Origin of the sequence: Aureibacter tunicatorum (assembly GCF_036492635.1) — a bacterium.
Lineage (GTDB): Bacteria > Bacteroidota > Bacteroidia > Cytophagales > Cyclobacteriaceae > Aureibacter > Aureibacter tunicatorum.
The window spans coordinates 4,399,345-4,414,384 of record NZ_AP025305.1 but is presented as its reverse complement, the minus strand read 5'-3'; the positions used below and the strand labels follow the sequence as shown (position 1 = coordinate 4,414,384).

Genomic DNA, 15,040 nt, shown 5'->3' with positions numbered 1-15,040 from the left:
ATTTTAGAAAAATAGGCAAATCTTTAAAATAAAAAAACGGATATCAATTGATATCCGTTTGGTTCATTCAAGTAAAATATTTTGTTATTGAATATCGTCTAGATCAACTTCTTCAACAGGCTCGTAAAGCAACATTGTTGAGTCATTCATGAGTGTTGAATCATTTACCATATTTTGCATTTGGAAAATATTGCAGTCAATTTCTTTAGATAGTTTACGAGGTCTAGGGAAAGCTCCTTTTTCCACATCTAGCTCTTTGTCAGCATACACTTTAGTCATGAATATTTTCCATATAGGCATCGCTGTTCGGGCTCCCTGTCCGTCAACCCAACTTCTAAAGTGCACAGACCTATTTTCTCCACCAGTCCAAGCTCCAGCGACCAAGTCTTTAGTTACTCCCATGAACCATCCATCGGACGCGTTTTGAGTAGTACCTGTCTTGCCTCCTAGTTCGTTGTCTCTTTTTAGTTCCCAACCAACGCCTTGACCCGTTCCACCTATTTCTTCAGTCGTTCCACGAAGCATATACAACATCATATAAGCTGTTTCTTCATTAAGAGCTTCTTTGGTAATGGCTGGAAACTCTTGAAGCACTGTACCATTTTTATCTTCGATCTTTGTGATGAACCTTGGTTGAGTGTAAACTCCTCGGTTGACAAATGTAGAGTAAGCGCCTATGAGTTCGTAGATAGAAACATCGCTAACGCCCAGACAAAGCGAAGGTACAGGTTCTAGCGGACTGGAAATTCCTAGTCTTTTGGCATAGTTAACAACAGTTTGAGGACCGATTTTGCTCATGACAAAAGCAGTGATAGAGTTGATCGATCTTGCCATCGCTTGTCTTAGTGTCATCACTTCTCCAGAGAATTTGCTGTTGGAGTTTTGAGGCGTCCAAGTGGGTGGATCTTGATTAGGCATAGGGAATGTTACAGGAGCATCCACTACTTCATAGCATGGAGAGTAGCCATTGTCGATAGCAGCGGCATATACGATTGGCTTGAAGGTCGATCCAGGTTGTCTTTTTCCGTATTTCACATGATCGTACTTGAAGTATTTGTGGTTGATGCCACCTACCCAAGCTTTTACCTCTCCATTATGCGGATCCATTGCCATAAACCCAGTATGAAGGAACTTTTTATAATATTTAAGTGAGTCCAAAGAACTCATAGTTGTATCAATATCTCCATTCCATGAAAATACAGTCATGTCCTTTGGTTTTTTAAGTGCTTGCCAAATTTTTACCGAGTCGCCATCAAACGATCGTTTTAGATCTCTGTAGGTTTGCGTTCTTTTGATTTCAGACTCGATGAAGTTTGGAATTGGCTTGCCTTTGTCATCTATCCATGGAGTCCTTCCTTTGCTTTGCGTGTCAAATTTCGTTTGCAATGCTTTCATATGCTCTTCAACAGCCTGTTCGGCATATTCTTGCATACGACTATCAATAGTAGTGTATATTTTCAAGCCATCTTCCCAAAGGTCATAATTATTGTCTTTAGTCCATTTCATCAGCTCATCTCTAATTACTGATCTAAAATAAGTGGCTAAGCCATAATTATGGTTCTTGACTTTATAGTCAAGTTTTATAGGTAGCTCCTTCAAAGAATCACATTTTGCCTCAGCCAAATAGCCATATTTTTCCATTTGATTAAGTACCGTATTTCTTCTTGTTTTTGCAGCTTTAGGATATCTGTTAGGATTGTATCCACTAGGTCTTTGAACAAGACCTACTAATAACGCAGCTTCTTCTACTGTCAACAAGTTTTGAGGTTTATTGAAAAAGGTTTGAGATGCAACTTCAATACCGTAGGAATTGCTTCCAAAAAAGACAGTATTAAGATACATCGCCATGATTTCTTCTTTAGTATAACTAGTTTCAAGTTGTACGGCAACAACCCATTCTTTTAATTTGGCGATAACAAGTCCGATTCTCCAATCTATTTCAGCAAGACTACCTTCTAAGTCATCTCTTGTTTGAAATAGATTTTTAGCTAACTGTTGAGAAATGGTACTTCCTCCTCCTGCATCTTGTCTTAGTATAGCTGAATACCATAGTACTCTATACAATGCTCTTAAAGATATTCCAGCATGTTCAAAGAATACATTATCCTCGGTAGCAATCAATGCATTTTTGATATTTGGAGAGATTTCGTCATACCCAACTTGGCTTCTATGCACTCTGAAGTATTTCCCTAATAATACTCCATCGGATGAATAAAGCTCTGAAGCTAAGTCGCTTTTAGGGTTTTCAAGTTGCTCGTACGTGGGCAAACCGCCAAACCAGCCATTCACATCATGTCGGATCATCCAAAAAATGCCATATACAGAGGCTATTCCCAGTAAAAAAATACACCATGAGATTAGAATGAATTTTTTATAAAAAGGAATTTTGCTTTTCGCTTTCGTTTTTTTATCGATGGTTTCTTTCATCTTATTTTTATGAAAAGAATATTACAAGTGCGCTTTAGTATAATTTTTCTTGACGAACTCTTTATATGCTTTCAAGTCTTTGGTTTTGTAAAGAATATCAAAGTTGTCATTTGAAATCACAAAAGTATGAATTTTATCTTTATCAACGCCTTTGAGCAATTGCTTTTCTTCTTCTAGTTTGGTGAAAAAGACTTCAGCTTCGTCATAGTCCTTAAATCCATTAACGATGATCATGTTGTTTTCATTGTTGAAAGTCATGTTGCTCGTCGTCAATCTATCCTTTTGTTCATCATCAAACGTTTGTATAACCGCATTTAACTTCTGCGGAAGTATGTCGGCAAGCTCTTTTTCACTAGAAGCGTAGATTATTGCCATCTTGTGAGGCAAGTCATTTTCGAAAATATATTGAGTTCCTATTCTCGCGGCTTGATTTTTATCAAAATCGACAACTGTTTGCAGTAATTTTTGAGCATATTCGGTCATCGTGCCTTCAGGGTGCTTGTCTATATATTCTTGCAATGCATGTTGATATGCAAACCTTCCGCTCTTTTTCCCTAAGATTAAAATATCCAATAACTCAATCTTATCCATAGCTGGTAGACCGCTGTTTTCTGGATTTGACTTTACACTTTGGATGATTTTTATAGCGTCATTTAGGCTGTCAATTTGGTAGAATTGGTAAGCATTAGCATAAACGACTTTGAGCTTCTCATTTTGAGCATTGCTTTCCTCACGGTATTTCGGATTATGAATTAGTTTAGCGTAAATGCTATTAGGATATTCTGTCAATATGGTGTTCTTTGCGCTATTAGCTAATTCATTGTCAATATTATTGTTGTTTAACAGGTAAATCATATACAATGACTCAGGTCGATATTCCGAAGAAGGATATGTCTCCGTAAGTGTTCCGAAAGTCTGACTTGCATGAGTTGTGTCATGCAGGTCAAAGTGGTAGATTTTTCCTAGCTCATAGTATGCTACTTCCATTTTATCCAAGCAAGCCTGTTTTTGGTTTTGACTGAAAGGAATATTTGCATATAAAGTCTTGAATCGATCGACTCTAGCGTTTTCTCTATCTTTTTTCGACTTGATAGTTTCTTCTGGCTTTTCAGCTTCAGCTATTTGCTCTTGTTCGTTTTCTTCCGATGTCGCTTCCGCATTAGCTCTGTTTGCTTTTATGGCTTCCATTCTGTGCCAAGAGTCTTGAAGTTCTCTTTTTCCCCATTGGCGCTTAAATTCATTTTGTCCCATGCTGACAGCAGTCATGTCGTAAAAATACCAGTCGCCACTGCTTGTGGTATTATTGAGTCCGAAGTTGCCAGTATTTTTATTGAAAGGATCCAGAAAGTTGCTGTTGTTGCCAGTATTGGCATTGGCCAAAGCTTCCTCTCTTCTTTTTCTGCGTCGCTCTTCTTTAGCTTCTTCTTCCTCTTTTTGAATAATGCCTTCAATTTTATTGGCTAAGGTAATAGAGTCCATTTCGGCTAGTTTCAGCAAGCTGTCATTTTCCTGAATGATATCGTATTCCACTACAAATCTTTCCAATATTTCGTGCCTGCCTTCTATGGCAAGGTAATTTTCATCCTCTTTGGGAAGTACTTGAAGTATACTGTCATAGTAAGCTTTCGCTATGTTGAATTCTCGCATTTCATCATAGTAGATCAAACCTAGCTTCCAGTAAGAGTACCCTTTCTGCTTATTATTATTTTTGCTGACTTGAACAGATTGCTCGTAATTGTATATGGCCTTGTCTAGATCACCTTGCTTTTGAGCAAATCGGCCTATTTCATAGTGTATTTTATCTTTGTACTCTTCATTTTTAGGATCTTTCAGAAGCTTTTTGAAGTATTTCTCAATCTTTGCGATGTTTTTGAAGTTTTCAAGTGTCGCAACTTGCGCCATATTCAGCTTGGAGTGAAAAGTAAGCTCGTAGCTAGGATTGCTTTTCAAACAAGCTCTGTAGCTAGCATAGGCTTCAGCGTCTCTTAAAATTTCTTGATTTACTTGACCCAAGATAAATAGAAGGCGAGCTTTTCTGTCTGATTTTTTCAACATTGGAGCTGCTTCAGTCAGATAGTCGGCTACTTTTGGATAGTCTTCTAATTGCTGATAAAGGTAAGCTCTTGTGATTAAGAAATCTTTTTTATTCTTTTCGTTGAATTTCGCTTTTCTTAGGTGGTCTTCAACGGCTCTGGCATTATTGTATTCTTTATTGACCGTAAAAGCATACATGAGCTTGATCAGAGCTTGATGCTTGGCATTGTCATCATTGCTTTTGGTATTGACAAATTTGAAAGTCTCAATTGCATTTGGAAATTCCGAAAGGTATATTCTCGAGATCCCCACTAATATATAGCAGTCATCCATCCACTTGCTGTCGGGATGTCTTTGGATAGATAGAGAAGCTTTTATGATTATATCTTCAATTTTTTCCTTTTGGCTGCTTAGATGAGTTGTGTCCAGCTCAGGGAGTATGCTGAGAATGTCATCATAGTCATCTTTGTGATTCTCTATGATTGATTTGTTTACTTCTTTGAGCGATTCATTGGCATAGAAGTAAGCGTTGTATCTTGCGGTAGTATTATGGTATACTTGGCCTGTAATACCGCTATTACACCCATAGAGCACGATTGACGTGAGAATAATTAAACAAAATCTTTTTAAAAGGAATTTATTCACGATTTTCTCTTTTTCTCCAAAATTATAATGTTAATTTGCGTTAAGCTTAGGTAAGATATGAAATAATTTTTTATTATTGATTTGGTTATGCATACCTTGCTCACGATAAGGTATGAAATTTTGATATAAAAAGTGACATAATCAAGAATAATTTATCAAAACAATATACACTACACTACATTGGGAAAAAGGCAGACGCTATCGGATTGGCTTAATGATCGCTATAATCTGGTAATCAGGAAAGAGGATAATTTTGAGATAATGAAAAAAATGAGTTTTTCTTATGGGAAGCTTATAGTTTTCGGTCTGCTTGGAGCTGCGTTTTTGTTTTTTGCGGCACTGTTTGTTTCCAGGACCTTTTTGGGGGTATGGTTTGATCCATCATATGAAAGTCTTAAAAATAGACAACAGCTGATGATGTTGTCTCAGGCAATAGACTCTCTTGAATATACTATAGAAACCAAAGATCGATTTATTGATAATTTTCAGATGCTTGTGTCCGGAGAGGTTCCTAACGAAGAATTTCAGGATGGGAATGGTGACACATTGGCAATTAAAGCTGCAAGCTTGGAATCAAGTGAAAAGTTAAAAGAAGTAGATAGGCAGTTTAGGGAAGAGTTTGACGGCAAGCAAATCACTCAAATGGATAATTATGAAATGGGTTATTCTGAGATGCAGGAGTTGTTTTTCATCAAACCTGTGGATGGAATGGTATCTTCTCCCTTTGATCAGAAAATAGATCACTTTGGAGTAGATGTAGTAACCAAAGAGCATGAGGCAGTGAAAGCTGTCGCAGATGGGACTGTTTTGCTGTCAGGCTGGACTCAAGAAGAAGGATATGTGGTAATGCTTCAGCATAAGAATAATTTGGTGTCAGTCTACAAGCATAATTCTGAAATTTTGGTGAAACAAGGACAGATTGTTAGCGCGGGAGATGTCATTGGAATTGTTGGTAACTCTGGAGACCTTACCACAGGTCCGCATTTGCATTTTGAATTATGGTTCAATGGAAATCCTGTGAACCCTAGGCATTTCGTTTCATTCAATTGATAACTTTGCGTAAAAATTAATAACTTGGTATAAACTTTTTTAGCATATATAATAAGACATGTTCACAAAGAAACAAGAGAAAATAGCGGCAGCTGAGGAAATCAGGGATTTGGCCAATAATATAGGTAGAGGAACATTGCTTAAAGGAGATATCGAAACCGAAGGCAATGTAAGGATAGAAGGGAAGTTGGTAGGAAATATCAAATGCCAAGCGAAAGTCGTGATAGGTGTTGCCGAAGCGCATGTTGATGGAAATATTTTAGCCAAAAATGGCGAAATCCATGGTCAAGTTGACGGAGTAATCTATATCGAAGAGATGCTTGTGTTGAGGACGGGAGCTAAAGTGAATGGTGAGATTTATGCCAAGAAATTGGTGATAGAAGCCGGGGCGGAGTTCAATGGTAAATGCCAAATGGGAGAAATATCTCAACCGAAATCCCTTAAAGTTCATGAAGGATCCAAAAAAGAAATTGCGTAAAGCTCACAATCGATATATAGCATATGCGAAGTACTCCGCGCTTGTTTTTCAGATGTTTGGAGTGATTCTTTTTACTTATTGGGCTGGAAAGAAGCTGGATGAGTATATTTTTCCAGAAAAAAGAACTATTTTCACGATTATTTTCATATTGATAGGGATTGTCGGAGTGATGATCTGGTTGATAAATAGTTTAAATAAGGAAAATGGAAGAGAAAGCAAAGACAAGTAAAGGCTTGATGCCGCTGTTCGCTTTTGGTCTAGGATTGGGAGTGATAGTTGGCGTACTTGATTATCTTAAACTTGATTTTGTGTCGGAGCATATCTGGCAGATATATATAAGCATATTTGGAATTTATTTAATCAGTACCTTGATAGTAGTGAAAATTGGGGGTAATATAGTACCGATTTTGTTGCTTTCGCTGGTGATAAGATTTTTTCTAGCTATTATTGTCGCTATATTGTTTGTATTTTTATTCAAAGCGAATAGCTTTGCATTTGCAATTAATTTTGGAGGGATTTATTTGTTCTTTATAGGGTTTGAAATTTATTCCTTATTAACTAAATTTAGCAACGTTTCAGAATAATTAGTAAATTGATGAAATTTATGAGTACTAACGCTCTGATTCAGAAGCTTAAAACCGCAGTTTTGGCTCTGATTCTAATGGTAACGTCGTTTGGATCTGCATTTGCGAGCAGTGGTAATGAAGACGAGAAGTTTAATGCAGGAGAGATGGCTCTTCACCACGTTATGGATGCTTATGAGTGGCACCTGTATGACAGCGACCACTACGGCACATTTTATTTGCCAATTATTCTCTATTCTAACACGAGAGGCTTGTTGACGTTTTCTTCGTCAAATTTCTACGACCACCACGAACTTGTTGAATACAATGGCTTGAAGCTTGATAGTCACGGGCACATTGCGTCATTGGATCCTAATGAAGAGATCTTTGACTTTTCGATCACTAAAAACGTAGCATCTGCGCTTTTTAGCGTGGTGTTATTGGTGTTGATTTTTACATCAGCGGCAAAAGGATACAAGAAGAACGAAGGAAAGGCTCCTTCAGGAGTTCAGTCATTTGTCGAGCCTTTGATCTTGTTTGTTAGAGACGATATCGCTAAGACTATCATTGGTCATAAGTATGAGAAGTTTGTTCCTTATTTGTTGACACTGTTCTTCTTCATATTTATCAATAACTTGTTAGGATTGATGCCAGGAGCCGCGAATGTTACTGGAAACATTGCTGTGACATTGGTGCTTGCTGTGTTTACATTGATTGTGACGAATATCAATGGCAATAAGAATTACTGGCAGCATATTTTCGCGACGCCGGGAGTGCCATTTTGGTTGTTGCCGATTATGATTCCTATCGAACTAATTGGTATATTCACGAAGCCGTTCGCATTGATGGTTCGTCTTTTTGCAAACATCACTGCAGGTCACATTGTAATCTTGAGTATCATTGGATTGACATTCTTGTTCAAGTCAATATTTATCGCTCCAGCTAGTGTGGTCTTGGGAACAGCGATGATGTTCTTGGAATTGATGGTTGCATTTATTCAGGCATATGTATTTACGTTGTTGTCATCGATTTACATAAGCTCTGCTGTTGAAGATCATCATTAATAATTTGAAATTTATTTTAAGCAAAATAAATCTTTGTTTAATCAATTATAATTTAAACTAAAAAACGTTTCAATCATGTTTAACTCGTTATTATTAGAAGCAGCTGGATTGCCTGTTCTTGGTGCTGCATTAGGTGCTGGTATAGTTGCGTTAGGCGCTGGACTTGGTATTGGTAAAATCGGTTCTTCTGCTATGGAAGGAATCGCTAGACAGCCAGAAGCAGGTGGTAAAATCCAAACTGCAATGATTATTGCTGCTGCCTTGATCGAGGGTGTGTCGCTTTTCGGCGTGCTTGTATGTTTGATCATCGCTACTGCATAGTCAAGGATTAATGAGAGGAACGGACTGTCTACTAAGCGCTAGGCTTGTAGACAGTTCTTTTATTGAGTTCATAGGATTTTAAACATAGATTTATAGATACTGAACCATGGAATTAGTAACGCCCGGTATTGGACTGATAGTTTGGCAAACGGTGATATTCCTTTTGACACTGATCATATTAGGAAAATTTGCTTGGAAGCCTATCCTGAAAGGATTGAAAGCCAGAGAGGAATCTATAAGTGACGCATTAAGCGCCGCTGAAAAAGCGCGTAAGGAGCTTGTAGGCTTGGAGGCTAAGAATGAGGAGTTGTTGAAGCAGGCTAGAGAGGAAAGAGAAAAGATTCTTGCCGACGCGAACGCTGCTTCAAAGCAGTTGAAAGAGCAAGCTGAGGCCGATGCCAAGAAATTGGCAGATAAAATGGTTTCTGACGCTCAAGCCGCAATTGAAGCTGAGAAAAATAGCGCATTGGCTGAAGTTAAGAACCAAGTAGCTGTATTTTCAGTGGAGATCGCTGAGAAGCTTGTCAGAAAAGAGCTTGAAAATGAGCAAGCACAAAAAGAGCTTGTGAAGGAATATGTAAACGATTTAAAACTTAACTAGTTTCCTTATGGCAGATTTCAGAGTCGCAACAAGGTATGCCAAAGCTTTAGTGGATTTGGCTACTGAGAAAAACTCGCTGGACAAGGTCTATGAGGATGTGCGTTTGATAAACGACGTTTGCGCTGAAAATGAGTCGCTTGTTGTGATACTGAAAAATCCTATCGTGGATAACGAAAAGAAGCAAGCGGTTCTTGAGAAGCTTTTCAATGGTAAAGTAAGCGAAATCACTACGGTGTTCTTACGCTTGATCGCATCAAAGAAAAGAGCTGATATTTTGCCTGCGATTATGGAGTCTTTTGTGTCTCTGTATTATCAGACGAAAAACATCGCTTCAGCTTCTATACAAACGACCTTCCCATTGACGGAAGAGATGAGAAACGCATTTGTCGACGCTGCTAAGCAACATACTGGTGCTCAGCAGATAGAGCTTGAGGAAATCGTAGCGCCTGAAATCATCGGTGGTTATGTTTTCAAAATTGATGACAGACAGATTGACGCTTCAGTCAAGACTAAGTTGTCAACGATCAAGAGAAGTCTTACAAAATAATTTCCGTAGGATTTAAGTAGGTTAGTAAATAAGTTATAGAATATACAATCTAGTATAAAAATGGCAGAAGTTAGACCTGATGAGGTTTCAGCAATATTGAAAGATGAACTTGCCGGTGTAAAGAACGAAGCTCAGTTGGAGGAAATCGGTACTGTACTTGAAGTGGGTGACGGTGTTGCTCGTATCTACGGTTTATCCAAAGTGCAAGCTGGTGAGTTGATCGAATTCGAAAACGGTTCAAGGGGAATGGTATTGAACCTTGAAGAAGATAATGTAGGTGCCGTGCTTTTCGGCGACTCTTCGGATGTTAAAGAAGGAGATACGGTAAAAAGAACTAAGCAAATCGCTTCAATCAAAGTTAGTGACGGAATTGTAGGTCGTGTAGTGGATACTTTGGGTAATCCTATCGACGGAAAAGGTCCTATGGAAGGTGAAGCTGCTGAGATGCCTTTGGAGAGAAAAGCTCCAGGTGTTGTATTCCGTGAGCCTGTTGCAGAACCATTGCAAACTGGAATCATTTCAGTTGACTCAATGATTCCAATTGGTAGAGGACAGCGTGAGCTTATTATTGGTGATAGACAGACAGGTAAAACTGCCGTGGCGATTGACGCGATCATCAACCAAAAAGAATTTTATGATAGAGGCGAGCCTGTTTACTGTATTTATGTTGCAGTAGGTCAGAAAGCTTCTACAGTATTGAATATAGTTACTGCATTGGAAAAAGCAGGCGCAATGGCTTATACTACAGTTGTAGCGGCGACTGCGGCAGATCCAGCTCCGATGCAAGTATACGCTCCGTTTGCAGGTGCTGCGATTGGAGAGTATTTCAGAGATCAAGGTAAGCCGGCTTTAGTAGTTTATGATGACTTGTCAAAGCAAGCTGTTGCATACCGTGAGGTTTCTTTGTTGCTTAGAAGACCTCCAGGTCGTGAGGCTTATCCTGGTGATGTATTCTACCTTCACTCGAGATTGTTGGAGAGAGCGGCTAAAGTTAACGCGAATGATGATATCGCTAAAGATATGAATGATTTGCCAGAGTCGATGAAGTCAAAAGTAAAAGGTGGCGGTTCTTTAACGGCACTTCCAATTATTGAGACTCAAGCGGGTGACGTTTCTGCTTATATCCCTACTAACGTAATTTCGATTACTGACGGACAGATATTCTTGGAGACAAACTTGTTCAACTCGGGTATCAGACCTGCGATTAACGTTGGTATTTCTGTATCGCGTGTTGGTGGTTCGGCTCAGATCAAGTCAATGAAAAAAGTATCAGGTACTTTGAAGCTTGACCAGGCGCAATTCCGCGAGCTAGAAGCATTTGCTAAGTTTGGCTCTGATTTGGATGCAGCGACTAAATTGGTAATCGACAGAGGTAGAAATAACCAAGAGGTATTGAAGCAACCTCAGTTCGCGCCAATGCCAGTAGAGCAGCAAGTAGCAATTATCTACGTTTCTACTAAAGGTTTGATGGACACTGTTCCTACTTCAAAAGTAAAAGCTTTCCAAAAAGAGTTCTTGGATACTATGGTTTCTGAGAAGAAAGAAGCTTTGGCTGATTTGAGAGCTGGTAAGCTAAGTGACAGTGCGATTTCTGCTATTAAGGAAGTAGCAGGCTCTGTGGCTAAAAACTACCAGAATTAAGAGACTTTAATAAGGCAAGCTGGATGAAACTGGCTTGCTGTTTTTAAGCATATCGAATATGGCAAACTTAAAGGAAGTAAAGAATAGAATCACTTCGGTAAAATCGACACAGCAAATTACTAAAGCCATGAAAATGGTAGCTGCGTCAAAACTGAGAAGAGCGCAAGATAGAATAGAAAGAGTGAGACCGTACACGGAGAAGCTGACTTCTATTTTGGAAAATGTTTCTTCTGGTAGTGATCATTCTTCAATCGAATTTGCTGTTGAGAGAGAAGTTAATAAGGTTTTGCTTGTAGTGGTCACTTCTGATAGAGGTCTTTGTGGAGCGTTCAATATGAATGCTATCAAAAAAACTTTATCTGTAATTGATGAAAAGTACAAGAGAGCTTATGAGGCTGGCTTTTTGACTATTATGCCTATTGGCCGAAAAGCTCAACAGTATTTTGCTAGGAGAGGGTATAACCTTATCGAGGATTATGTGGATTCTTTCCAAGATTTGTCTTTTGACAATGTAAGGCCTGCGGCCGAGCATGCTATGAACGGTTTCTTAAACGGTAAATTCGACCAAGTAGAGTTGATTTACAATGAGTTTAGAAATGTAGCGGTTCAAATCTTGAGAGACGAGCAGTTCTTGCCAATTCAGCAATCTGAGTCAGAAGAAAGCAATAGCGAGAATTTTGAGTCGGATTTTATCTATGAGCCTTCTAAGGAATTCATCATTGAAGAATTGATTCCTAAATCTTTGAAGATGCAATTCTACAAAGCTTTGTTGGAGTCAAATGCTTCTGAGCATGGCGCTAGAATGACAGCTATGGATAAAGCAACTGATAATGCAGGAGAATTGTTGAAGTCATTGCGATTGACTTATAACAGAACTCGACAAGCAGCTATTACAACAGAAATTTTAGAGATTGTTGCAGGAGCGGAAGCGTTAAGCAAGAAGTCTTAATCAATAAAAATATAGATGCTAATAAGCATAAAAAAGCCTTGGCAGTTTTGCCAAGGCTTTTTTGTTGATCAAAAGAGAGTGTTTAACTCTCTTTTGATGTTTTATTGTTTTTCTCAATAGTTACTTTAAGTTCTTGCGAATCTTTTGAATGATCAGCTAGGATGATATCCCCTTCTTCCAAGTTGCCATTTAGTATTTCCTCCGCAACAGCATCTTCAAGGTATTTTTGAATAGCTCTATGCAAAGGTCTAGCTCCATATTGTTGGTCATATCCTTTAGTAGCTAAGAAATCTTTGGCTTTGTCAGTAAGCTTGACTGTATATCCAAGTTCCTCGATACGTTTGAATAGCTTCTTAAGAGCAATATCAATGATTTGATGTATGTCTTTTTGAGCCAAATGGTTGAAGACAATAACATCGTCCAGACGATTCAAAAACTCAGGGCTAAAGGCTTTTTTCAGAGCATTTTGAATAGTTAGCTTCATGTGCTCTTCTTCATTTTCCTTTTTAGCTTGAGTGGCAAAACCAATTCCTGTTCCAAAGTCTTTTAAATCCCTAACACCAATGTTTGATGTCATGATGATGATCGTATTTCTAAAATCGACTCTTCTTCCAAGTCCATCAGTAAGTATACCATCGTCAAGAACCTGTAGCAGAAGATTGAAGACATCTGGGTGCGCTTTTTCTATTTCATCAAGCAAGACTACTGAGTATGGTTTTCTTCTTACTTTCTCAGTAAGCTGTCCGCCTTCTTCATAACCAACGTATCCCGGAGGTGCTCCTACCAGTCTTGATACAGAGAATTTCTCCATGTATTCACTCATATCTATTCTGACAAGAGCATCTTCTTTGTCAAAAAGATATGTAGAAAGTACTTTAGCTAATTCTGTCTTACCAACACCTGTTGGACCTAAGAAAATAAACGAACCGATTGGCTTTTTAGGATCCTTTAGACCAACTCTCGTTCTTTGAATAGCTTTCACAAGCTTGTTAATAGCTTCGTCTTGGCCAATTACTTTATCTTTAAGTTCATTGCCCATACCTTTAAGCTTAACGCTTTCATTTTGAGCAACTCTTTTGGTTGGAACACCAGTCATCATCGCTATAACTTCAGCTACATTTTCCTCAGTTACAGTGTATCTTTTAGTCTTGGTTTCTTCTTCCCACTCAGCTTTGGCTTTTTCTAATTGCTCGATTAGTTTTTTCTCTTTATCTCTTAATTGAGCAGCTTCTTCATATTTCTGGCTTTTGACAACTTTGTTCTTTTCAGCCTTGATATCCTCAATGGCTTTTTCCAAAGTTAAAATTGAGTCAGGAACGTGAATGTTGTTGATATGAACTCTAGCTCCGGCTTCATCCATTACATCAATAGCTTTATCTGGCAAGAATCTATCGCTGATATATCTGTCTGACAATTTGACACATGCCAATAAAGCTTCATCTGTAAAGACTACATGATGATGATCTTCGTATTTAGCTTTAATATTATTGAGAATTTCCATTGTTTCCTCAGGTGTGGTTGCGTCAACCATCACTTGTTGGAATCTTCTCGCTAAAGCGCCATCTTTCTCAATATATTGTCTGTATTCGTCAAGTGTCGTAGCTCCGATGCATTGGATTTCCCCTCTTGCAAGTGCAGGCTTGAACATGTTGGAAGCATCAAGAGAACCAGAAGCTCCACCTGCGCCAACAATAGTATGCAACTCGTCAATGAAAAGAATGATTTCTGGAGATTTTTCCAGTTCGCTCATTACGGCCTTCATTCTTTCTTCAAACTGGCCTCTGTATTTTGTGCCGGCTACAAGAGATGCTAAATCCAATGTAACAACTCTTTTATTGAAAAGAACTCTAGATACTTTTTTCTGATTGATTCTTAAGGCTAATCCTTCAGCTATAGCTGTCTTACCAACACCGGGCTCTCCTATGAGTATCGGGTTGTTTTTCTTTCTACGGCTTAGGATTTGAGCTACTCTTTCTATCTCTTTGTCTCTACCAACAATTGGATCAAGTTTGTCTTCTTCGGCCATTTTAGTAAGATCTCTGCCGAAGTTGTCCAATACAGGAGTTTTGGATTTTTCGCCTTTGGACGAGCCTTCACCTTTGCTTGATCCTCCGCCGATTGAACCTGAAGATCCGCCCACAGTGCTTCCTAAAATCGTAGAAGCAGTGTCTTCTTGGCTGTCTTCGGTTTTAAGCTCAAGTAGTTCTTTGACCATGTCATAGCTTACATCATATTTTTCCAAAATCTGAGTAGCTATGTTATCTTCATCTCTTAAAAGAGACAAAAGCAAATGTTCGGTGCCTATGACAGCGCTTTTAAAAATTTTTGCTTCAAGATAAGTGATTTTAAGCACTTTTTCGGATTGTCTGGTGAGAGGTATATTGGCCTTGTTGTCATTGGCATTCCCTAGCGCAGTGCCTTTTGTAGCCTGTTCAATTGAATCTTTAAGTTCATCAAGAGACACGCCCAACTTTTTCAGGATGCTAACGGCTACACCCTCACCTTCTCTTACCATTCCCAAAAGTAAATGTTCGGTGCCGATGTAATCATGGCCTAAGCGGAGAGCTTCCTCACGGCTTAAGGAGATTACTTCTTTGACTCTATTTGAAAATTTTGCTTCCATATATTTAGACCCTTTCTTTCTTGTCTATGCGAACACTGACGCTCGCAGTGAGAAGGTGATTAAAATTTTATAAGTGGATATAGTATTATTCTAACGC

13 protein-coding genes are annotated in these 15,040 nt (G+C 38.6%); 10 read left to right on the top strand and 3 right to left on the bottom strand.

From position 1 onward, the window contains the following. Positions 1-84: 84 nt before the first annotated feature. Positions 85-2,427 carry a penicillin-binding protein 1A gene (locus tag AABK36_RS18595; RefSeq protein ID WP_309936647.1) on the bottom strand — a complete coding sequence of 781 codons (2,343 nt, stop codon included), beginning with the start codon at positions 2,425-2,427 and terminating at the stop codon, positions 85-87. A gap of 21 nt (positions 2,428-2,448) precedes the next feature. Next, complete coding sequence (gene porW, locus AABK36_RS18590; RefSeq protein ID WP_309936646.1) at positions 2,449-5,055, bottom strand: type IX secretion system periplasmic lipoprotein PorW/SprE; 2,607 nt, start codon at positions 5,053-5,055, stop codon at positions 2,449-2,451. Between the two features lie 231 nt (positions 5,056-5,286). Between porW and AABK36_RS18585 the strand changes: the two genes are divergently transcribed. The 10 genes from AABK36_RS18585 to atpG all read left to right on the top strand — a co-directional run bounded on the left by AABK36_RS18585 (position 5,287) and on the right by atpG (position 12,320). Then, positions 5,287-6,156: a M23 family metallopeptidase gene (locus tag AABK36_RS18585; RefSeq protein WP_309936645.1), complete on the top strand. Its 870-nt coding sequence runs from the start codon at positions 5,287-5,289 to the stop codon at positions 6,154-6,156. Positions 6,157-6,214: 58 nt separating this feature from the next. Further along, on the top strand, positions 6,215-6,634 hold the full coding sequence (locus AABK36_RS18580; protein WP_309936644.1) for a bactofilin family protein: 420 nt from the start codon (positions 6,215-6,217) through the stop codon (positions 6,632-6,634). After that, the gene (locus AABK36_RS18575; RefSeq protein ID WP_309936643.1) at positions 6,606-6,863 is read left to right on the top strand and encodes an AtpZ/AtpI family protein; all 258 of its coding nucleotides are present in this window, start codon (positions 6,606-6,608) and stop codon (positions 6,861-6,863) included. The genes AABK36_RS18580 and AABK36_RS18575 overlap by 29 nt, the downstream gene beginning before the upstream one ends. Then, on the top strand, positions 6,838-7,218 hold the full coding sequence (locus tag AABK36_RS18570) for a hypothetical protein (protein ID WP_309936642.1): 381 nt from the start codon (positions 6,838-6,840) through the stop codon (positions 7,216-7,218). The genes AABK36_RS18575 and AABK36_RS18570 overlap by 26 nt, the downstream gene beginning before the upstream one ends. 20 nt (positions 7,219-7,238) lie before the next feature. Continuing rightward, on the top strand, positions 7,239-8,261 hold the full coding sequence (atpB, locus tag AABK36_RS18565; protein WP_309936641.1) for a F0F1 ATP synthase subunit A: 1,023 nt from the start codon (positions 7,239-7,241) through the stop codon (positions 8,259-8,261). 75 nt (positions 8,262-8,336) lie between these two features. Further along, the gene (atpE, locus tag AABK36_RS18560; protein ID WP_309936640.1) at positions 8,337-8,582 is read left to right on the top strand and encodes an ATP synthase F0 subunit C; all 246 of its coding nucleotides are present in this window, start codon (positions 8,337-8,339) and stop codon (positions 8,580-8,582) included. A gap of 106 nt (positions 8,583-8,688) precedes the next feature. Then, the gene (gene atpF, locus AABK36_RS18555; protein ID WP_309936639.1) at positions 8,689-9,183 is read left to right on the top strand and encodes a F0F1 ATP synthase subunit B; all 495 of its coding nucleotides are present in this window, start codon (positions 8,689-8,691) and stop codon (positions 9,181-9,183) included. A 7-nt stretch (positions 9,184-9,190) separates the two neighbouring features. Next, positions 9,191-9,730, top strand: coding sequence for an ATP synthase F1 subunit delta (gene atpH, locus AABK36_RS18550; protein WP_309936638.1), 540 nt, complete (start codon positions 9,191-9,193; stop codon positions 9,728-9,730). A 60-nt stretch (positions 9,731-9,790) separates the two neighbouring features. Continuing rightward, entirely contained in the window at positions 9,791-11,371 is a 1,581-nt protein-coding gene (atpA, locus tag AABK36_RS18545) for a F0F1 ATP synthase subunit alpha (RefSeq protein WP_309936637.1), read from the top strand. A gap of 58 nt (positions 11,372-11,429) precedes the next feature. Further along, entirely contained in the window at positions 11,430-12,320 is an 891-nt protein-coding gene (gene atpG, locus AABK36_RS18540) for an ATP synthase F1 subunit gamma (protein WP_309936636.1), read from the top strand. A gap of 82 nt (positions 12,321-12,402) precedes the next feature. Here the strand turns inward: atpG and AABK36_RS18535 are convergent, their stop codons facing one another. Further along, positions 12,403-14,943, bottom strand: coding sequence for an ATP-dependent Clp protease ATP-binding subunit (locus AABK36_RS18535; RefSeq protein WP_309936635.1), 2,541 nt, complete (start codon positions 14,941-14,943; stop codon positions 12,403-12,405). Positions 14,944-15,040: the final 97 nt, after the last annotated feature.